The 19,940-nt window shown below is 40.5% G+C and carries 18 protein-coding genes and 1 pseudogene; 13 read left to right on the forward strand and 6 right to left on the reverse strand.

Annotated features, from left to right (window positions below):
• Positions 1-138: 138 nt before the first annotated feature.
• The 5 genes and pseudogenes from rppH to tadA all read left to right on the forward strand — a co-directional run.
• A pseudogene (gene rppH / locus ACXVWP_RS05925) lies at positions 139-601 on the forward strand (RNA pyrophosphohydrolase); the annotation flags it as partial.
• A gap of 130 nt (positions 602-731) precedes the next feature.
• On the forward strand, positions 732-1,526 hold the full coding sequence (locus ACXVWP_RS05930) for a sulfite exporter TauE/SafE family protein (protein WP_289901431.1): 795 nt from the start codon (positions 732-734) through the stop codon (positions 1,524-1,526).
• Between the two features lie 8 nt (positions 1,527-1,534).
• On the forward strand, positions 1,535-2,344 hold the full coding sequence (gene lgt / locus ACXVWP_RS05935) for a prolipoprotein diacylglyceryl transferase (RefSeq protein ID WP_049357737.1): 810 nt from the start codon (positions 1,535-1,537) through the stop codon (positions 2,342-2,344).
• 10 nt (positions 2,345-2,354) lie between these two features.
• On the forward strand, positions 2,355-3,206 hold the full coding sequence (locus ACXVWP_RS05940) for a thymidylate synthase (protein WP_126469431.1): 852 nt from the start codon (positions 2,355-2,357) through the stop codon (positions 3,204-3,206).
• Between the two features lie 9 nt (positions 3,207-3,215).
• Complete coding sequence (gene tadA / locus ACXVWP_RS05945; protein WP_126469429.1) at positions 3,216-3,734, forward strand: tRNA adenosine(34) deaminase TadA; 519 nt, start codon at positions 3,216-3,218, stop codon at positions 3,732-3,734.
• On the opposite strand, the gene ung is transcribed toward tadA, so the two are convergent.
• Positions 3,731-4,390, reverse strand: coding sequence for a uracil-DNA glycosylase (gene ung, locus ACXVWP_RS05950; RefSeq protein WP_126469427.1), 660 nt, complete (start codon positions 4,388-4,390; stop codon positions 3,731-3,733). The genes tadA and ung overlap by 4 nt on opposite strands.
• A gap of 264 nt (positions 4,391-4,654) precedes the next feature.
• On the opposite strand from ung, the gene grcA reads away from it, so the two are divergent.
• From grcA to era, 5 genes are all read left to right on the forward strand, one after another.
• Positions 4,655-5,038 carry an autonomous glycyl radical cofactor GrcA gene (gene grcA / locus ACXVWP_RS05955; RefSeq protein ID WP_005628746.1) on the forward strand — a complete coding sequence of 128 codons (384 nt, stop codon included), beginning with the start codon at positions 4,655-4,657 and terminating at the stop codon, positions 5,036-5,038.
• 167 nt (positions 5,039-5,205) lie between these two features.
• On the forward strand, positions 5,206-7,002 hold the full coding sequence (gene lepA, locus ACXVWP_RS05960) for a translation elongation factor 4 (protein WP_289901430.1): 1,797 nt from the start codon (positions 5,206-5,208) through the stop codon (positions 7,000-7,002).
• Between the two features lie 12 nt (positions 7,003-7,014).
• On the forward strand, positions 7,015-8,064 hold the full coding sequence (gene lepB, locus ACXVWP_RS05965) for a signal peptidase I (RefSeq protein ID WP_128786989.1): 1,050 nt from the start codon (positions 7,015-7,017) through the stop codon (positions 8,062-8,064).
• Position 8,065: 1 nt separating this feature from the next.
• Positions 8,066-8,749, forward strand: coding sequence for a ribonuclease III (gene rnc, locus ACXVWP_RS05970; protein ID WP_128786990.1), 684 nt, complete (start codon positions 8,066-8,068; stop codon positions 8,747-8,749).
• Positions 8,746-9,660 carry a GTPase Era gene (gene era, locus ACXVWP_RS05975; protein ID WP_128786991.1) on the forward strand — a complete coding sequence of 305 codons (915 nt, stop codon included), beginning with the start codon at positions 8,746-8,748 and terminating at the stop codon, positions 9,658-9,660. The genes rnc and era overlap by 4 nt, the downstream gene beginning before the upstream one ends.
• Positions 9,661-9,945: 285 nt before the next feature.
• Here the strand turns inward: era and ACXVWP_RS05980 are convergent, their stop codons facing one another.
• Entirely contained in the window at positions 9,946-11,160 is a 1,215-nt protein-coding gene (locus ACXVWP_RS05980; protein WP_128786992.1) for a pyridoxal phosphate-dependent aminotransferase, read from the reverse strand.
• A 154-nt stretch (positions 11,161-11,314) separates the two neighbouring features.
• Here ACXVWP_RS05980 and ACXVWP_RS05985 point away from each other — a divergent pair, with 154 nt between their 5' ends.
• The 3 genes from ACXVWP_RS05985 to menH are packed head-to-tail and all read left to right on the forward strand — an operon-like array spanning position 11,315 to position 15,100.
• A complete protein-coding gene (locus ACXVWP_RS05985) occupies positions 11,315-12,595 on the forward strand; it encodes an isochorismate synthase (RefSeq protein ID WP_289901429.1) in 1,281 nt (426 codons plus the stop codon).
• A 5-nt stretch (positions 12,596-12,600) separates the two neighbouring features.
• Positions 12,601-14,307, forward strand: coding sequence for a 2-succinyl-5-enolpyruvyl-6-hydroxy-3-cyclohexene-1-carboxylic-acid synthase (gene menD / locus ACXVWP_RS05990; protein ID WP_128786994.1), 1,707 nt, complete (start codon positions 12,601-12,603; stop codon positions 14,305-14,307).
• Between the two features lie 49 nt (positions 14,308-14,356).
• Positions 14,357-15,100, forward strand: coding sequence for a 2-succinyl-6-hydroxy-2,4-cyclohexadiene-1-carboxylate synthase (menH, locus tag ACXVWP_RS05995; RefSeq protein ID WP_149785853.1), 744 nt, complete (start codon positions 14,357-14,359; stop codon positions 15,098-15,100).
• Between the two features lie 65 nt (positions 15,101-15,165).
• Here menH and ACXVWP_RS06000 read toward each other — a convergent pair whose 3' ends face one another.
• The 4 genes from ACXVWP_RS06000 to nrfE are packed head-to-tail and all read right to left on the reverse strand — an operon-like array spanning position 15,166 to position 19,856.
• Positions 15,166-16,368, reverse strand: coding sequence for a BaiN/RdsA family NAD(P)/FAD-dependent oxidoreductase (locus ACXVWP_RS06000; RefSeq protein ID WP_049357757.1), 1,203 nt, complete (start codon positions 16,366-16,368; stop codon positions 15,166-15,168).
• A 3-nt stretch (positions 16,369-16,371) separates the two neighbouring features.
• Positions 16,372-17,427, reverse strand: coding sequence for a heme lyase NrfEFG subunit NrfF (nrfF, locus tag ACXVWP_RS06005; RefSeq protein WP_289901428.1), 1,056 nt, complete (start codon positions 17,425-17,427; stop codon positions 16,372-16,374).
• Between the two features lies 1 nt (position 17,428).
• The gene (locus ACXVWP_RS06010) at positions 17,429-17,959 is read right to left on the reverse strand and encodes a DsbE family thiol:disulfide interchange protein (RefSeq protein WP_289901427.1); all 531 of its coding nucleotides are present in this window, start codon (positions 17,957-17,959) and stop codon (positions 17,429-17,431) included.
• Positions 17,952-19,856 (reverse strand): heme lyase NrfEFG subunit NrfE, encoded by a 1,905-nt coding sequence (gene nrfE / locus ACXVWP_RS06015; RefSeq protein ID WP_297567442.1) that lies wholly within the window; start codon positions 19,854-19,856, stop codon positions 17,952-17,954. Before nrfE ends, ACXVWP_RS06010 begins: the two co-directional genes overlap by 8 nt.
• Between the last annotated feature and the right edge of the window lie 84 nt (positions 19,857-19,940).

A 19,940-nucleotide genomic window follows, 5' to 3' on the forward strand; every position in this document is an offset into this window, starting at 1 on the left:
ACAGTTAAATTTGGACTATCCAAGTGTTGTTAACAGAGTTATCCACAATAGGCTAAATATGCCCATTCGGTTGATAAAAAAGCCAATTTATGAAACAATCTGCAAATTATTTTTGTACAAAATTTAAGGTGAACGATAGTGATCGATTTTGATGGCTACCGTCCAAATGTAGGCATTGTCATTTGTAATCGCAAAGGGCAGGTGCTTTGGGCTAAACGATACGGGCAAAATTCGTGGCAATTCCCACAGGGTGGAATTAACGATAACGAAAGTGCCGAACAAGCCATGTATCGTGAATTATATGAAGAGGTTGGCTTACAACCCAAAGATGTGAAGGTGCTTTATGCCTCTAAACATTGGTTGCGTTATAAGCTGCCGAAAAGATTGTTGCGTTATGACAGCAAACCCATGTGTATAGGGCAAAAACAACGTTGGTTTCTGTTGCAATTAGTGGGTGATGAAAAAAATATTAATATGAACACAACAAAATCACCCGAATTTGATGGTTGGCGTTGGGTAAGTTTTTGGTATCCCGTACGTCAGGTTGTGTCCTTTAAGAAAGATGTTTACCGCAAAGCGATGAAAGAGTTTGCCCAAGCGATATTTGGTAACGACAAGACATTGCTTGAAAATACGCAGGAGCATGAGATAAGTAAACCGTATCACGCGCCTCGTAAGAACGGTTTTTCTAAATATCAAAAACGTCCATCTTATAAATCAAGGGGGCAATAATGTTCACTTTTATCTTACTTTGTTTGCTTGTCGGGGCTATCGTTGGTTTTCTTGCTGGATTATTTGGTATTGGTGGCGGATTAGTTGTTGTACCAACCTTGGTTTATTTATTGCCGATGATGGGCATTCCAGATCAAATGTTGATGTCCACAGCCTTAGGGACTTCATTTGCGACTATTGTGATTACCGGATTTTCTTCCGCTCAGCGCCACCATAAATTGGGTAATATAGAGTGGAGTGCCGTTAAAGTATTAGCACCAGTGATTATGATTACGGTATTTATCTCAGGTTTATTTATTGGCAAACTCGATCGTGATGTATCCGCTAAAATCTTTGCTTGTTTAGTTGTTTATTTAGCAGCCAAAATGGTCATTTCTATTAAGAAAAACACAGTAAATGCTAAGCCTTTAACAACACAATCCTCCGTTATTGGCGGTATTTTGATTGGTATGGCATCAAGCGCAGCAGGCATTGGCGGCGGTGGTTTTATCGTACCATTTTTAAACTCTCGCAGTGTCGATATGAAAAAATCTATCGGTTCTTCTGCGTTTTGTGGCGCACTTCTTGGTTTATCTGGCACGTTAAGCTTTATAGTGAGTGGGTGGGGGAATCCTTCCATGCCGGATTATTCCCTAGGTTATATTTATTTGCCCGCAGTGCTCGGTATTACCGCCACCTCATTTTTCACTTCTAAATTAGGGGCAACGGCGACCTCAAAACTCCCTGTATCAACCTTGAAAAAAGGCTTCGCCTTGCTATTAATTGCCATCGCAGTTGATATGTTTATGAAATAAGGAATGTTATGAATTCAGAATTTTTGATGCTTCCACATTTTGATCCGACTATTTTCACTTTAGGTGATAGCAATATAGGGTTGCGTTGGTATGGTTTAATGTATTTATTAGGCTTTATCTTTGCTCGTTGGCTAGCGGTTCGTCGTGCAAATCAACCGAATAGTGGTTGGACCGTCGATCAAGTTGATACGTTACTTTTTAATGGCTTTATGGGTGTATTCTTAGGTGGCCGCATTGGTGATGTATTCTTCTATAATTTCGATCATTTTGTGCAAGATCCACTGTATTTATTCCGTGTTTGGGAAGGGGGAATGTCATTCCATGGTGGATTAATTGGGGTGATTATCTCAATGATTTGGACCTCTTATTCTCAAAAAAGAAGTTTTTGGCAAACGGCAGATTTCGTTGCACCCTTGATTCCATTTGGTTTAGGGATGGGACGCATTGGTAACTTTATTAATTTAGAACTTTGGGGACGAGAAACCAATGTACCTTGGGCCATGATTTTCCCAAATGATCCATTGTTATTACCACGCCATCCTTCACAGCTTTATGAAGCATTCTTAGAAGGTTTCGTGCTGTTTACTATTCTGAATGTCTTTATTAAAAAGCCTCGCCCAGTAGGTTCAGTAGCAGGATTATTCCTGGTTGGTTACGGAATTTTCCGTTTTATCGTTGAATATGTCCGTGAGCCTGAAGTGGAATCTTTCTTAGGCATCATGACACGTGGCCAAGCTCTTTGCTTACCGATGATTATCGGTGGTGGGTTAATTATGGCATGGGCATACAATCGTGCGAAAAGTGCGGTTAAAAAGTAAGGAGTTTTTGATGAAACAATATTTAGCTCTTTGCCGACGCATTGTAAATGAAGGTGAGTGGGTTGCTAACGAGCGTACTGGCAAGCGTTGCCTTACGGTGATTAATGCAGATTTAGAATATGATGTTGCCAATAATCAATTTCCCTTAATTACAACACGTAAAAGCTATTGGAAAGCGGCAATTGCGGAGTTTTTAGGTTATATCCGTGGTTATGATAATGCGGCAGATTTCCGCAAGCTTGGCACCAAAACATGGGATGCCAATGCCAATGAAAATGCCGCTTGGCTTGCCAATCCACATCGTAAAGGCACCGATGATATGGGGCGCGTTTATGGTGTGCAAGGTAGAGCATGGCGTAAACCGAATGGCGAAACCATCGATCAACTTCGTAAAATTGTGAACAATTTAAGCCGAGGCATTGATGACCGCGGTGAAATCCTGACGTTCTTCAATCCAGGCGAATTTGACCTAGGCTGTTTGCGTCCTTGCATGCACACACATACTTTCTCTTTAGTCGGCGATACATTGCACTTAACGAGCTACCAACGCTCTTGTGATGTACCACTTGGCTTAAACTTCAATCAAATTCAGGTCTTTACTTTCCTTGCTTTGATAGCGCAAATTACCGGCAATAAACCGGGTAAGGCATATCATAAAATTGTAAATGCGCATATTTATGAAGACCAACTTGAGTTAATGCGTGATGTGCAATTAAAACGTGAACCATTCCCTTCACCACAATTAGAAATTAATCCTGATATTAAAACCCTTGAAGATCTTGAAACTTGGGTAACGATGGATGATTTCAAGGTGGTGGGGTATCAATCTCACGAACCGATCAAGTATCCTTTCTCAGTTTAGGCATTCAAAGTGCGGTCAGATTTAGACGAGAAATTTATGCAACACGCCCTGATGCTTGCCGATCGTGCAGAAGCACTCGGCGAGATTCCTGTCGGGGCTGTGTTGGTAGATGATGAAGGAAATATTCTCGGTGAAGGCTGGAATTTATCTATCATTGAAAATGATCCGACAGCTCACGCTGAAATTGTCGCATTGCGTAATGCCGCACAACATATTCAAAATTATCGTCTGCTCAATACCACACTCTATGTCACCCTTGAGCCTTGTACCATGTGTGCGGGCGCGATTTTACATAGCCGTATTAAACGATTAGTCTTCGGTGCATCAGATTATAAAACAGGGGCTGTAGGTTCTCGTTTCCACTTTTTTGATGATTATAAAATGAACCACACACTACAAATTTCATCTGGCGTGTTGGCAGAAAAGTGCGGTCAGAAATTGAGTGATTTTTTCAAAAAGAGACGAGAGCAGAAAAAAGAAGAAAAGCGGGAAAAGACTCTCCCGCTTGATGTTGAATCACAATCTTAAACCTGCCAATCAATTTCAGTTAAACCATGTTGTTTTAAGTATTCGTTGGTTTTAGAAAAGTGATGACATCCGAGAAAACCACGATGTGCAGAAAGTGGAGAGGGGTGCGGGGCAGTTAAAACATAATGACGATTGCGATCAATAAATTGCCCTTTTTTCTGCGCATGGCTTCCCCAAAGTAAAAATACTATTTTTTCACGATGCTCATTGAGTGCTGCAATTACTTGGTCGGTGAAGATTTCCCAACCAAATTTAGCGTGTGAATGTGCCATACCGCGCTCTACAGTTAGCACAGTGTTAAGCAACAGCACACCTTGCTCCGCCCATTTCACCAAGTAACCATGATTTGGCATTTGAAAACCAGGAATATCGTTAGCTAATTCTTTATACATATTCAGTAAAGAAGGGGGAATAGCGACTTCGGGTTTTACCGAAAAAGCTAAACCGTGTGCTTGATTTGGGCCATGGTAGGGATCCTGTCCTAAAATGACGACTTTCACCTCATCAAATGCCGTATATTTAAAGGCATTAAATACTTCATCTTGCGGTGGGTAAATGGTTTTTCCGGCAAGTCGCTTTTGATGCACTTGTTGTAGAATGTGTTTAAAGTAAGGTTTTTCTTTCTCTTGACCGATAACATCTGTCCAAGTTTTCATGTTATATTTCCTTATTAGATAAGTTTCCGAATATTATAGGTGAAATGACTTATAAAGACTTTATTTGATTAAGTATGTTAATATTTTGTTAAATAAAAATATATATTGTATTTTTTATATCTAAAACTTTAATTTAGATCAATTTTATAAGATAGTTTGAAAAAAAGAATCTGTTCTAAGTCAAAATAAATTGAAATTTTAAAATAATTTGATAAAATTTGCACAGTTCAATTAATATACAAACGCCAAGCTAGGAGGCATTTTATGATCAAAGGTATTCAAATTACTCAAGCAGCAAATGACAATCTTTTAAACTCATTCTGGTTATTAGATAGCGAGAAAAATGAAGCGCGTTGCTTATGTGCCAAAGGCGAATTTGCTGAAGACCAAGTTGTAGCAGTTAGCGAATTAGGCCAAATCGAATATCGTGAATTACCAGTAAACGTAGCACCAACTGTTAAAGTTGAAGGTGGTCAACACTTAAACGTAAATGTATTACGTCGTGAAACGTTAGAAGATGCAGTAAACAACCCTGATAAATACCCACAATTAACTATCCGTGTTTCTGGTTACGCAGTACGTTTTAACTCTTTAACACCAGAACAACAACGCGACGTTATTACTCGTACTTTCACTGAAAGCCTATAATTTCAGTTTGAATGAAAAAAGAAACCCCGAAGTCATTCGGGGTTTTGTTTATCTAAAAGGTTTGAAAATTTGACCGCACTTTTCCCTTTGATCCCTAGCGATTTCCGTGCTTTTCAGGTACAATCCGCCAGTTAAATTTAATGATTTTTGAGAAAACTAATCTATTTATGAAGAATATTCGTAACTTTTCTATTATTGCCCATATTGACCACGGTAAATCGACCCTTTCTGACCGATTAATTCAGACCTGTGGGGGCCTTTCGGATCGTGAAATGGAAGCGCAAGTGTTGGATTCCATGGATCTTGAGCGTGAGCGTGGCATTACCATTAAAGCGCAAAGTGTAACCTTAAATTATCAAGCTAAAGACGGTGAAACATATCAATTAAACTTTATCGATACACCAGGACACGTGGACTTCTCTTATGAAGTATCGCGTTCTCTTGCGGCTTGTGAAGGGGCATTGTTAGTTGTGGATGCGGGACAAGGTGTAGAAGCCCAAACCTTGGCAAACTGCTATACCGCCATTGAAATGGATTTAGAAGTCGTGCCGATTTTAAATAAAATCGACTTACCTGCTGCTGATCCTGAACGTGTTGCCGAAGAAATTGAAGACATTGTCGGTATTGATGCGATGGAAGCGGTACGTTGTTCGGCGAAAACCGGTGTGGGTATCGAAGATGTATTAGAAGAAATTGTTGCGAAAATCCCCGCACCAGAAGGTGATTCTGATGCACCATTACAAGCATTGATTATTGACTCTTGGTTCGATAACTATTTAGGCGTGGTGTCATTGGTTCGTATTAAAAATGGCGTATTGCGTAAAGGCGATAAAATCAAAGTAATGTCTACCGGACAGGCTTACAACGTTGATCGTTTAGGGATTTTTACGCCAAAACAAGTGGATACGACCGTATTAAATACCGGCGAAGTAGGCTGGGTTGTTTGTGCAATTAAAGATATTTTAGGTGCACCAGTAGGGGATACCTTAACCCATCAACATAATCCGGCAAGCCATGTATTGCCAGGCTTTAAGAAAGTAAAACCGCAGGTTTATGCTGGTTTATTCCCAGTTAGCTCTGACGATTATGAAGCTTTCCGTGATGCGTTAGGTAAATTAAGCCTAAACGATGCATCACTTTTCTATGAACCAGAAAACTCGACGGCTTTAGGTTTTGGTTTCCGTTGTGGTTTCTTGGGGCTTTTACACATGGAGATCATTCAAGAGCGTTTAGAGCGTGAATACGATCTTGATTTGATTACCACGGCACCAACTGTAATTTATGAAGTCGAAATGACCAATGGTGAAGTGGTTTATGTGGATAGTCCAGCGAAATTACCGCCATTGAATAATATTTCAGAAATTCGCGAGCCTATCGCAGAATGTAATATGTTAGTACCACAGGAATTCTTAGGTAACGTGATTACTCTTTGTGTGGAAAAACGTGGTGTACAAACCAATATGGTGTATCACGGCAACCAAATTGCGTTAACTTATGAAATCCCAATGGGCGAAGTCGTATTAGATTTCTTCGATCGCTTGAAATCAACTTCTCGCGGTTATGCCTCCTTGGATTATGGTTTTAAACGTTTCCAAGCGGCGGACATGGTGCGCGTGGATATCATGATTAATGGTGATCGTGTTGATGCGTTAGCGTTAATTGTTCATAAAGATAACGCCCCTTATCGTGGTCGTGAGTTAGTTGAAAAAATGCGTGAGCTGATTCCACGTCAACAATTTGATATCGCGATCCAAGCTGCGATTGGTAACCACATTATTGCGCGTTCAACCGTAAAACAATTGCGTAAAAACGTATTAGCAAAATGTTATGGTGGTGATGTGAGCCGTAAGAAAAAACTCTTACAGAAACAGAAAGAAGGTAAAAAACGAATGAAATCTTTAGGTAACGTGGAAGTGCCGCAAGAAGCGTTTTTAGCGATCTTACACGTTGGTAAAGATAAATAGGAAAGTAGAACAATGTCGAATGTATTTTTTATTCTGTTGTTAGTTGTGGGATTTGCCGGTTGGAAAGCGTTAGACCATTTCCAACTGCCTAACACATTCAGTATTTTATTGCTGATTTTAACCGCACTTTCTGGCATTTTATGGTGCTATCACCGTTTTGCGGTGATGCCAAGACGTCGTCGTCAAATCGCACGCGCAGAACAACGTTCAGGCAAAGCATTAACGGATGAAGAAAAAGCGAAAATTGAGCCAATTTCAGAAGGTTCAGAATTTATTTCTTCGCTTTTCCCTGTGTTATCCGTGGTATTCCTTGTGCGTTCATTTATTTTTGAACCATTCCAAATTCCATCGGGATCAATGGAAGCGACCTTGCGCGTAGGGGATTTTCTCGTCGTGAATAAATATACTTATGGCATTAAAGATCCTATTTTCCAAAATACGATTATTGAAGGTAACAAACCAGAACGTGGTGATGTGATCGTGTTTAAAGCGCCGGAACAAGCACTACTTCGTACGAGTTTAGGTGCAACGAGAGCGTCATATGCTGAAAATCTTGCGTTAACATCTAAAAACAATATGTCAGGTGTGGATTACATCAAACGTATTGTGGGTAAAGGCGGTGACCGTATTATCCTTGATGTTGAAAAAAGTGCTTTAACACTGGTTTATGGTAAAGATGGCAAACCATGCGAAGTAGATTGCCAAACTAAAGCGTTTGAATATAAACAAGAACCCACAAATCCAGCATTCCCAACGCAAGTGGAATATTTGGAAATCGGTGACGTGACACACACGATTTTAGTGGAGCCAATGCGCCGTTATTCGGGGATTGAATTCTATCCACAAGAAGGCTTACCTACTGCAGAATGGATTGTGCCTGAAGGGCAATATTTTGTGATGGGGGATAACCGTGATCATAGTGATGACAGCCGTTTTTGGGGATTTGTACCGGAAAAAAATATCGTGGGTAAAGCCACTTATATTTGGATGAGTTTAGAAAAAGAACCAAATGAGTGGCCTACAGGCTTCCGTTTAGACCGTTTCTTTACAAAAATTAATTAATATGAATCATTTAGATCGACTAGAACGAAAAATTGGTTATCAATTTTCCGATCTAAAACACTTAAAATTGGCACTGACACACCGCAGTGCCGCCACTCAACATAATGAACGCCTAGAGTTTCTAGGTGATTCTATCCTCAATTATGTCATCGCAGATGCGCTTTATCATCAATTCCCTCGTTGTAATGAAGGTGAACTAAGCAGAATGCGAGCAACATTAGTGCGTGAGCCGACACTGGCAATGATTGCCCGAAATTTTGAACTCGGGGATTATATGTCCTTAGGTTCTGGCGAGTTGAAAAGCGGGGGATTTCGTCGAGAATCTATTTTAGCCGATTGTGTTGAAGCGGTAATTGGCGCAATGGCATTGGATTCAAGCTTTGATAAAGCGGCAGATATTGTGCGTAGTTGGTATAAAACTTTACTCGCTGAAATTAAGCCGGGTGATAACCAGAAAGATGCCAAAACACGCTTGCAAGAATATTTACAAGGTAAGCATTTCGCCTTGCCAACTTATGAAGTAATTAAAATTGAAGGTGAAGCTCATTGCCAAACCTTCACCGTGGAATGTACGGTAAAAAACGTACCAAATATTGACCGCACTTTTATTGCAAAAGGTTCTAGCCGCCGTAAAGCAGAACAAGCGGCCGCAGAACAAATTTTAAAAATATTGGAAATAAAATGACCGAATTAAATCAAGAACAAGAGACCTATTGTGGTTTTATCGCCATTGTAGGCCGCCCAAATGTGGGGAAATCTACCCTGTTAAACAAAATTTTGGGTCAAAAAATCTCGATTACGTCTCGCAAGGCGCAAACCACGCGTCACCGTATTGTGGGAATTAAAACCGAAGGCATCTACCAAGAAATTTATGTGGATACGCCGGGGCTTCATATCGAAGAAAAACGCGCGATTAACCGTTTAATGAATCGTGCAGCAAGTTCAGCGATCGGGGATGTGGATCTCATTATTTTTGTCGTAGATGGCACACATTGGAATGCCGATGATGAAATGGTGTTAAACAAATTACGTAATGCCAAAGCGCCTGTTGTACTCGCTATCAACAAAGTTGATAACGTCAAGAATAAAGATGATTTGTTGCCATTTATTACGGATTTAGGCAGTAAGTTTAACTTTGCTCACATTGTGCCAATATCCGCGCAACGTGGTAATAATGTCCATCAATTAGAGAAAATTGTTCGTCAGTCCTTACGTAAAGGCGTTCATCACTTCCCAGAGGATTATGTAACCGATCGTTCACAACGTTTTATGGCGTCAGAAATTATCCGTGAAAAATTAATGCGTTTCACCGGAGAAGAGCTGCCTTATTCGGTGACTGTTGAAATTGAACAATTTAAAGTAAATGAACGTGGTACTTATGAAATCAATGGCTTGATTTTGGTTGAGCGCGAAGGTCAAAAGAAAATGGTGATTGGTGCTCAAGGGCAAAAAATTAAAACCATTGGTATGGAAGCACGCGCTGACATGGAGCGCTTATTTGATAATAAAGTACACCTTGAACTTTGGGTTAAAGTGAAGTCGGGTTGGGCGGACGATGAACGCGCCTTAAGAAGTTTAGGTTATATGGATGAATGAATTTAAGCCAAAAAGAGCGATGATTTGACTCCAAAATTTAGATGATTTATTTAAGGACTGATGACAATATTGTATTGGGCTCAGTCCTTTTAATTTTTGGTTGAATCTCTTCTCTGTTAGTCAATTTCTGGCTAGAAAAACATGATGTTTTATCGTCCACAAAAATCATTGCGCCTGCCTTCTTCAATATAGTCATGACGGCATGCTTAGCAAGGCTTCAATCTTTGGTTGTGTCGCCTCAATTTGAGAAGGCTGATTAAATTTATCGATTCTTTTTTATTCTGATTATTGACGATAAGTTTCTAAGAATCGTGCCAATTTACCAATGGCTTCTTCTAATTGGCCAGTATAAGGAAGTGTCACCACACGGAAGTGATCCGGTGAATGCCAGTTAAACCCTTTACCATGTACTAAAAGTACTTTCTCTTTACGTAATAAATCGAGTACAAATTTTTCATCACTATGAATATTGAATTTTTGGATGTCGAGTTTCGGGAACATATACATTGCCCCCATTGGTTTTACGCAGCTAATACCCGGGATTTGAGTTAGTAATTCGTAGGCTTTATTACGTTGTTCAAGTAAACGACCTCCAGGTTGAATAAACTCATTAATGCTTTGATAGCCACCTAATGCGGTTTGAATCGCATGCTGCATTGGTACGTTTGCACATAAACGCATCGACGCCAGCATATCCAAGCCTTCAATATAGCCTTTGGCATGTTGTTTTGGCCCATTTAAAATCATCCAACCTTGACGGAAACCCGCAACACGATATGCTTTTGATAATCCATTGAATGTAATGGTTAATACGTCTGGTGCAAGAGCAGCGATATGATGATGAATTGCACCATCGTAGAGAATCTTGTCATAAATTTCATCTGCAAAAATAATCAGATTATTTTCACGTGCCACTTGGATAATTTCTTCGAGTAACTCTTTGCTATAAACTGCACCTGTCGGGTTGTTAGGGTTGATCACGACGATAGCTTTAGTTTTGGCATTGACTTTCGCGCGAATATCATCAATAGCAGGGAACCAGCCCGCTTCTTCATCACATAAATAATGTACCGCTTTTCCGCCCGCTAAAGTGACAGCCGCTGTCCATAATGGATAGTCTGGCATTGGAACTAATACTTCATCACCATCATTAAGGAGTGCTTGCATGGACATGGTAATTAATTCAGATACACCATTCCCGATGTATACATCGTTTACGGTCGCATCATGAATACCTTTAGATTGATAGTATTGCACGATAGCTTTACGCGCAGAATACAAACCTTTGGAATCGCAATAACCTTGTGCAGATGGTAGGTTGCGGATCACATCAACTAAAATTTCATCAGGTGCTTCAAAACCAAATGGGGCAGGGTTGCCGATATTAAGCTTTAAGATTTTGTTGCCTTCTTCTTCTAGGCGTAAAGCTTCTTTGTGAACCGGCCCGCGAATATCGTAGCAAACGTGTTCTAATTTGTCTGATTTTGGAAATGAGCGCATTAATAACATCCTATGATAATTAGATTTTCATTCAAAAATTATGCCTAATTTACGCTTAAATTCTTATCTTGAAAAGATTTAATAAAAAAATTTTTTGAATGTATTAAAGTGCGGTAGAATATGGGCTAATTTTTTGTGTATTTTATTATTTTTCATGAGCCCTTTAGAACAAGCTAAATCTGCGCTAATTCGCCAATTTGATGCTTTGGCGACAACGGATCTGCAAGCATCTATTGTACATCTTCAAACGAAGGTGGAATCGGATGTTGATCTTTTGGCGTGGATGAAAGGGCAGTCAGTCTATCCGCAATTTTATTTGCGTTTTCGTGATGAAGCTAAAACCGTCGCTGCCGTGGGTAAAGTGCGGTCATTTTCAGATGTGAATTTGGCACAGCAATTTATTCAAGAGCATGATTTCCCTTTAGTGGGCCGTTTACAGTTTCAAGGTGAAAGTCAGTTTATTTTGCCTCAAGTTTTAATTGAACAGCAAAATGGTGAGACCGTGGTTTCAGTTTTTGTTGAAACAAATAAGCTTGATTCGGCAAAAACGATTTTGAATTCATTTGAAAAAATGACCGCACTTTCACCGTTTAATCAATTAACTATTGAAAGTGTAGAGCCAAAAGCGAATCAAGGTACGTGGTGTGATTGGGTCAATCAAGCGCTCACTCGAATTCGACAAGGGGAATTAACCAAGCTTGTCTTAGCAAATGAAACGGTGCTTCATATTCAAGGTGAGTTAAACGGAAAAGATTTTCTTGCTGCAAGCCAAGCCCAAAATAGCGGTTGTTACCATTTTCTATGGGCAGATAACGCCCAAAACTGTTTTGTGGGCTCAACACCAGAACGCCTGTTTGCACGAGATAATCGTCTGTTATTTACAGAGGCCCTTGCGGGCACGGCGCCTGTTAGTGATAATCCGAGTGAAAATGATGAACGTGCGAATTGGCTGTTAAATGATAAAAAAAACCTCAATGAAAACTGGTTGGTCGTTGAGGATATTTCAGAAAATATCAGTCACTTAGTGGAGCAAATTACTGTTGATGATGTCGCATTAAAGCCATTACGCAAAGTGCAGCATTTGATTCGAAAAATGCAAGCAAAATTGACCGCACTTTGTACGGATGCCGATTTGCTGAAAGCGATCCATCCAACGGCCGCAGTGTCAGGCTTACCACAGCAGCAAGCGAAGAAAGCCTTGGCTGAAATTGAAACTTTTGATCGTCGTTGGTATGCCGGTACATTAGGCATGATGAGTCAACATCTTTCAGAATTTTGCGTCACCATTCGTTCGGCTTTTATTGAAGAAAACCGAGTGCGTGTATTTGCTGGCGCCGGTATTGTGGAAGGCTCACAACCTGTAGAAGAGTGGTTGGAAATTGAACGTAAAGCGGCAGGGCTCATTTCCCTGTTTGCAGAGAATAACGGAGAATAAGAAGAATGTCTGTAAGCGTATTTAATCGTTGTTGGTCAAAAGTGATCTTAGAAACCTTGGTTCGCCAAGGAGTGAGTCACTTTTGTATTGCGCCAGGTTCTCGCTCAACACCTTTAACGTTAGAAGCTGTGCGTTTACAAAATGCCTCTCGAGCAACGTGTCATAGTCATTTTGATGAGCGTGGCTTAGGCTTTTTTGCTTTGGGGATAGCGAAATCCACACAAGCGCCTGTTGCCGTGATTGTGACGTCAGGCACGGCAGCAGCCAATTTATATCCTGCGATTATTGAAGCTCGCCAAACAGGCGTGAATTTAATTATTCTTACTGCCGATCGACCACCTGAATTATGGGAATGTGGTGCGAATCAAGCCATCGTACAACAAAATATGTTTGCGGACTATCCTGTCGCAAGCGTAAATTTACCTAAACCTCAAGCCGATTATGCAGCAAAATGGTTAATTTCTACGTTAGAACAAGCGTGTTATAAACAAAAGCAACAACCAGGCGTGGTGCATATTAATGTACCTTTTGCAGAGCCACTTTATAATGCACAAGAACAAGAAATTGACAGCCATCCGTGGTTAATGCCAATTCAACGTTGGTTAAGCCAGTCTAAAAATTGGGTTGATCATCAGCCATTGCAACAAGAAGTGCTTATGCATGAAAATTGGGATACTTGGCGCACGAAACGAGGTGTTATTGTTGCAGGGCAATTAACCCCAGAACAAGCAATGGGGATTAACTCATGGGCAAATACCATGGGGTGGATTTTGCTGACGGATATTCAATCTGGTGTAGAACCTCTCATGCCTTATGCGGATATTTGGTTAGCAAATCAAACTGTGAAGCAAAAATTGCTTCAAGCAGATATTGTGATCCAATTTGGTTCTCGTTTTATCAGTAAACGTATCAACCAATTCTTAGCAGAATTCCAAGGCGAATTTTGGGTGGTGGAGCAAAGTCAAAATGCAGTTGACCCAAATCATCATACCCAAACTCGCTTTAATGCAAAAACGCATCATTGGTTGCGTGCACATCCGCCATTGCGTCAAAAACCTTGGTTACTCGAACCACTTGCGCTTTCAAAATTCTGTGCAACTTTTATCGAGCAACAAGTCGGCGGCAATCTTAATGAAGCCTCATTAGCACATCATATTGAGCGTGTTCTACCTTACAACGGTATTTTGTTTTTAGGAAATAGCCTTTTTGTGCGCTTGGTGGATGCGTTAACGAAATTGCCAGAAGGTTATCCAATTTTCACCAACCGTGGTGCAAGCGGAATTGACGGTTTATTAGCAACCGCTGCGGGTATTGGTATTGGTTCTAATCAACCTGTAGTGGCGATGATTGGCGATACGTCCACGCTTTATGATTTGAACTCTTTAGCCTTATTTAAGAACGTGACTCAACCAACCATTATTTTTGTAATCAACAATAATGGTGGCGCAATCTTTGATATGTTGCCCGTTGATGAAGAGGTGAAAGAACAATTCTATCGCTTGCCGCATAATGGTGATTTCTCACAGATTGCGAATATGTTTGGCTTGAAATACGCCTTACCTTACACTTGGGCGGATTTAAGCGCAGTGTTGAAACAGGCTTACACACGTCGCCGCGCAACCTTAATTGAAATCAAAACGAATCCTAGTGATGGTAGCGAGACTTATAAACGCTTGATTGAACAAATCAGCCACGCTGTGGTTGGTGAATAATTTATTCATTCATTTCCCCTCTTAAGAGGGGATTTCTTTATATGGCATTATGATGAATCTTGTTTTTCTCCATGGTTTATTAGGTACAAAATCGGACTGGCAAAAAGTCATCGAAAATCTACCGCACTTTCGTTGTCTCTCTCTCGATTTACCGTTTCATGGCGAGAATAAAGCTGTAGTGGTTGAAGATTTTGAGCAAACGGCTCAATTTCTTGAAAGCCAAATACAAAGTCTCATAAAAGATGAACCTTATATCCTGATCGGTTATTCACTTGGTGGACGAATCGCACAATATTATGCACTGCAAGCTAGAGTAAAAATAGGGCATTTAAAGGCGGTCATTTTAGAAGGGGCAAATTTAGGTTTACAGTCTGAGCAAGAAAAACAAAGCCGTTTAGCTAATGACAAAATGTGGGCGGAGCGGTTTTTCCATGAAACCCCTGAAGCCGTACTCGAAGATTGGTATCAACAACCCGTCTTTTCTCATTTGAATGAACAACAACGCAAAGCATTAATTGAAAAGCGAAAAGCCAATTGCGGGGCAAATATTGGTAAGATGTTATTAGCCACTAGCCTTGCCAAACAGCCTGATTTTCGAGAGAAAGTGCGGTTAAGTTTGCAGCCATTTTTTTATTTTTGTGGAGAACGAGATCAAAAGTTTCGTCAAATGGCAGAGGATAATCAACTTGATTTAACGATTACTCCTCATGCTGGGCATAATGCTCATTTAGAAAATTCGACATATTTTGCTAAAAAAATTGAAGATATCGTTTTAAAAATCGCTAATCCTTAAGTCCTAAACAACAAAAAGCTGATGCGTGAACATCGGCTTTTTGTCTTTTAAATGTAAAGAGGGGCTTAACTTTCAGCAATCCCCATTGCACAAACAGCAGCCGAACTCCATGCCCATTGGAAGTTGTAGCCACCTAACCAGCCGACAACATCTAGCACCTCACCGATAAAATAGAGACCTTTAATCTTTGTCGCCTCCATGGTTTTAGATGAGATCTCATGAGTATCGACACCACCCATCGTGACTTCAGCCGTTCGGTAGCCCTCAGTGCCATTAGGAACAAATTGCCAGTTGTGGATTAAATTCTCTAAATTTTCTAACCGCACTTTACTTAAGTTCGCAATCACTTCATCTTGAATCAAGCCTTGTTCTAACCAAAGCTCGACTAATTTTTTCGGTAATAAGCGACTTAATACGGTTTTTAATTGCAATTTTGGCGAAGATTGACGCATCTCATCTAGGTGATGTCGAATATTGTTATAAGGCAATAAATCTAAATGAATGCTTTCACCAGGTTGCCAATAATTGGAGATTTGTAAAATAGCAGGGCCTGATAAGCCACGATGGGTGAACAGCATTTGATGAGTAAAGGTTTTGTGCTGATTCGTTGCAGCTACATCTAATGAAACACCAGAGAGCGCCGAGTAGAATTTGTCACTTTCTCGCCACGTGAATGGCACAAGACTTGCTCGCGGAGGAATCACATTTAACCCAAATTGTTCTGCAATTTGATAGCCAAAAGGCGAAGCGCCTAAGCCAGGCATAGAGAGCCCGCCCGTGGCAATAATCAAATTTTGGCATTGCCATTCAACTGCATTTACCTTTAATTTGAACCGTACGCTAGGGTTGTTTTCAACGGCTTCAACATCATTCACTTCGCTTCGTAGTTGAATGTTGACACTGTATTTGTCACATTCAGTTCCGAGCATCTTCACAATATCTTCTGCGCCGTTATCACAAAATAACTGACCTAATTCTTTTTCGTGGTAAGGAATGCCGTATTCAGCGACTAAAGCAATGAAATCCCATTGTGTATAACGTTTTAAGGCAGATTTGACGAAATGTTTATTTTGGCTGATATAACGGCCAGATGTGATTTCCATATTGGTGAAATTACAGAATCCACCGCCAGACATTAAAATTTTTCGACCAATTTTCTTACCGTTATCAAAAATGGTGGCTTGTTTGCCCAGCTTGCCTAACTGTGCGGCACAAAATAAGCCGGCAGCACCGGCGCCAATAATGATATTTTCTGAATAATGAGACATAGCTTATTGTGAGGTTTGTCCTTTTTCAAAATAGTCTATCATTTTGATTCGTTGGATGACAGTACGGCGATCCACGGCAGCATTACCCGAATCTAATAATTGCTGCCAATAGGCTTTGGATTGTTCCGGTTGATGATTTTTAAAGGCCTCAGTCGCTAGTAACGTGAGGACTGAAATTTCATTTTTATCCTGTTTTAAGGCTTCATCCATTATTTGCTGGATTTGTGGTGTGATGTTTTGACCGGCTTGATAATAAAGTGCGGTCGCTTTTAGGCCTAAAATAGCGGGCGTTGTGCCTGAAATTTTTTCTGCATTGCCATAGGCGATGAGCGCATGATCAAATTCATCATTTTGCATGTAGGCATCACCTAGCTGAGCCCAAAGCTCAGGGTTATTTACATCTTCTCGAATTTTATTTTGAATTTTGAGCACCATATCTTCTTTTTGATGCACCATTGATGTATCTGTTTTTTTATTGGCAAGCTCAATCATTTCTTTTTCACCTTGTTGAACTCGCTCAAAACGATCAAGGGAAAAATAATAACTTAAGGGAAGAATTAATAAAATAGCAAAGACCCAAATGGCGGATTTGGTTTCAAATTTGACCGCACTTTTTTCTTCTTTAGGCGCACGATGAGGTTGATTTTCGAGTTGTTTTGGCTCGCCTTCTGATTTTTTAGTAGAAAATAAAATTAATGCAAAAGCCCCAATTAATAACAAAATAGGCAATAGCCAGAGTAGTGCCGTATTCCATTGAAAAGGTGGCTTATAGTTTACGAAATTACCGAAACGAGCTGTCATCGTGTCGATAATTTGCTGATTCGTTTTTCCTTCATCCACCATTTTATAGACTTCAATACGTAAGTCATAAGCAATTGGTGAATTGGACTCAACTAAGTTTTGATTCTGACATTGTGGGCAACGTAAGGATTTTGCCAGTTCAACAGCACGAGTACGATCGGCTTGGTTTTTAAACGCATAGGTATCCACCATTTCTGCGTGAGCAAAAAGGGCAAACGTCAGTAAAAGTGCGGTCAGAAATCGGGTTAATTTTTTCATTTTACTTTTTAGTTAATCCATCAAGTTTTGGTTTGATCTCAGTGAGCCATGTTTCTTTATCCATATAGCCAGAATGACGATAACGGATCATGCCGTGTTCATCGACAACATAGGTTTCTGGCGCACCATCTACGCCCAATTGCATCGCAAATTCACCACGGCTATCGTCAATAGTGAGTATAAATGGATTGCCCATGCGCTCTAGCATCGCAATGCCATTTTGAGGTTTGTCACGATAGTCGATTCCAACAATGGGTACTTCTTTTGAAATTTCCATCAAAAGAGGATGTTCTTGTTGGCAATAGCCACACCAACTTCCCCACACATTAAGCAGAAAAGGCTTTTTTGGAAAATCTCTTGGGCTGACAATTTGACTCGGTTCAAGCAAATTCGCTTGATAGAATTCCGGCACAGGTTTATCAATGAGTGCAGAGGCAATTTGTTTTGGATCTTTGTGTAAGCCAACAAAAAGCAGTAAGCAAATACTCAATAACAAAATCAGCGGTAAAAACAAAATAAACTTTTTATTCATCACGTTTTCTCTTCAAATTGATGGCTGAACATAATGCGCCAAGTGCCATTAAAATGCCTCCGAGCCATAACCAGCGAATAAGTGGTTTGTAATGTAAGCGGAATGTGAATTCACCTTTACCTAAGTTATCGCCCATCACAATATATAAATCGCCCCAAAAGCCTGCATCTAAGCCCACTTCTCTCATAGTCATGGTGCGAACATCATAATAACGGCGCTCCGGTAAAATTTCAGCGTAAGGTTTGCCTTGTTTTGACACGCTAAAGAAAGCGACTTCGGCGGTAAAGTTTGGACCTATTTCATTGGAAAAACGATCGTAGTGGAATTCAAATTGGCCTAATTGTTGGCTTTGCTGTGGCGCAACTCTAACACCTAACTCACTGCCAAAGTAACTACTCATCACGGCACCCATTGTGGCAATCGCCACGCCACAGTGTGCGAGAATCATCCCGAAATAGGCAAGTCTTACTTTTGCCCAATTTTGCCATAAGGTGACGAATAATACCCAAATAGCAAGGGTGAGTAATACATAAGCGAAGAAATGAAAGCGTAATGCGTTGTCATTTTGTAGCGCATTCCAAATCATGCCATAAGCAATCATTGCAGCAGGAATAAGTAATAACAAGCGTTTGAAAAAGCGTTTTTTATCAGATTTAAACCAGCTTAAGCAAAGTGTCGCCGCCATCGCAAAAAGCACTAAAGTGAGCAATGGCAAGAAAATGCTATTAAAGTAAGGCGCGCCCACGGAAATGCTTCCCCAACTCATGGCTTGGAATAGCATTGGATAGAAAGTGCCTAAGAATGTGCTGACGGTGGCCACGGTTAATACGATGTTTAAGCCTAAAATAGCTCCGGTTTTAGAAATGAGCGGGAATTTGACCGCACTTTCATTGGTATTTGTGCGTAGGGCAAATAAACTGAGCGAGCCGACAGTCAATAAAAAGAAAATCAGTAATAGCACATAACCACGGGAGCTATCTAAAGCAAAAGCATGAACAGAGGTTAATGCACCTGAACGGACAATAAATGTGCCTAATACACTGAATGCAAAAGCGAGCAGGGAAAAGAGTATTGTCCAGTAGCTAAACATACCTTGTTTTTCCGTCACCATCAAGCTGTGTAGCAGTGCGAGTCCCAATAACCATGGCATAAGTGAGGCGTTTTCAACAGGGTCCCAGAACCACCAGCCGCCCCAGCCTAACTCGTAATATGCCCACCAGGCACCGAGAACGATCCCTAAGGTTAAGAATAACCAAGAAACGAGAACCCAGGCTCGCATCGTACGTGCGATCGCTTGTGCAGAGCGATTAAAAATTAAGGCTGAAATTGACATGGCAAAGTTAACAGCAAAGCCCACATAACCCACATATAACAGTGGTGGATGGAAAATTAAGCCAATATCTTGCAGCATTGGATTGAGATCTCGTCCTTCCGAAGGGGCAGGAAACGCACGTCCGAATGGATTGGAGTAGAACAAAATAAAAATAGCAAACCCAAGACAAATTAAGCCAAGTAAAGAAAGGGTTTGTGCAGAAAAAGTGCGGTCATTTTTGCGAGAGAAAAAGGCAAAAGCCACTAACCAAAGACTTAATGTAAAAAGCCAAAATAAAATAGAGCCTTCATGTCCGCCCCATGTGGCGGCGACTTTAAAAAATGTTGGTAGTTGAGAATTGGAGTGCGCTGCCACGTATTCCAAAGTGAAATCATCTGTTGCAAAAGAGTAGGCAAGAATACCGATTGAAACGCTCGTAAAAATACCGAAGCAATAACTTAATCCCCAAGCCGTGTTGGTGAGAGAGGGTTTATTTCGCCAAATACCAATTTGCGGCACGATAGAAAGTAAGAGCGCCGCGGTGGTGGCAAAGAGTAATGAGAGAAATCCGAGTTCGGGAATCATAGTATTCTTCAGTATTAAAGGTTGTATTTTACAAAATAAGGTTGATTTTAAGCATGAAAAACATACGTAAAATTAACCGCACTT

The organism is Haemophilus sp. SZY H56 (assembly GCF_054332415.1).

Excerpts from the sequence above, each read along its gene's own strand:
- ACXVWP_RS05930 (WP_289901431.1), top strand. The coding sequence starts at position 732 with ATGTTCACTTTTATCTTACTTTGTTTGCTTGTCGGGGCTATCGTTGGT.
- lgt (WP_049357737.1), top strand. The coding sequence starts at position 1,535 with ATGAATTCAGAATTTTTGATGCTTCCACATTTTGATCCGACTATTTTC.
- ACXVWP_RS05940 (WP_126469431.1), top strand. The coding sequence starts at position 2,355 with ATGAAACAATATTTAGCTCTTTGCCGACGCATTGTAAATGAAGGTGAG.
- ung (WP_126469427.1), bottom strand. The coding sequence starts at position 4,390 with ATGAAAACTTGGACAGATGTTATCGGTCAAGAGAAAGAAAAACCTTAC.
- grcA (WP_005628746.1), top strand. The coding sequence starts at position 4,655 with ATGATCAAAGGTATTCAAATTACTCAAGCAGCAAATGACAATCTTTTA.
- lepA (WP_289901430.1), top strand. The coding sequence starts at position 5,206 with ATGAAGAATATTCGTAACTTTTCTATTATTGCCCATATTGACCACGGT.
- lepB (WP_128786989.1), top strand. The coding sequence starts at position 7,015 with ATGTCGAATGTATTTTTTATTCTGTTGTTAGTTGTGGGATTTGCCGGT.
- rnc (WP_128786990.1), top strand. The coding sequence starts at position 8,066 with ATGAATCATTTAGATCGACTAGAACGAAAAATTGGTTATCAATTTTCC.
- era (WP_128786991.1), top strand. The coding sequence starts at position 8,746 with ATGACCGAATTAAATCAAGAACAAGAGACCTATTGTGGTTTTATCGCC.
- ACXVWP_RS05980 (WP_128786992.1), bottom strand. The coding sequence starts at position 11,160 with ATGCGCTCATTTCCAAAATCAGACAAATTAGAACACGTTTGCTACGAT.
- ACXVWP_RS05985 (WP_289901429.1), top strand. The coding sequence starts at position 11,315 with ATGAGCCCTTTAGAACAAGCTAAATCTGCGCTAATTCGCCAATTTGAT.
- menD (WP_128786994.1), top strand. The coding sequence starts at position 12,601 with ATGTCTGTAAGCGTATTTAATCGTTGTTGGTCAAAAGTGATCTTAGAA.
- menH (WP_149785853.1), top strand. The coding sequence starts at position 14,357 with ATGATGAATCTTGTTTTTCTCCATGGTTTATTAGGTACAAAATCGGAC.
- ACXVWP_RS06000 (WP_049357757.1), bottom strand. The coding sequence starts at position 16,368 with ATGTCTCATTATTCAGAAAATATCATTATTGGCGCCGGTGCTGCCGGC.
- nrfF (WP_289901428.1), bottom strand. The coding sequence starts at position 17,427 with ATGAAAAAATTAACCCGATTTCTGACCGCACTTTTACTGACGTTTGCC.
- ACXVWP_RS06010 (WP_289901427.1), bottom strand. The coding sequence starts at position 17,959 with ATGAATAAAAAGTTTATTTTGTTTTTACCGCTGATTTTGTTATTGAGT.
- nrfE (WP_297567442.1), bottom strand. The coding sequence starts at position 19,856 with ATGATTCCCGAACTCGGATTTCTCTCATTACTCTTTGCCACCACCGCG.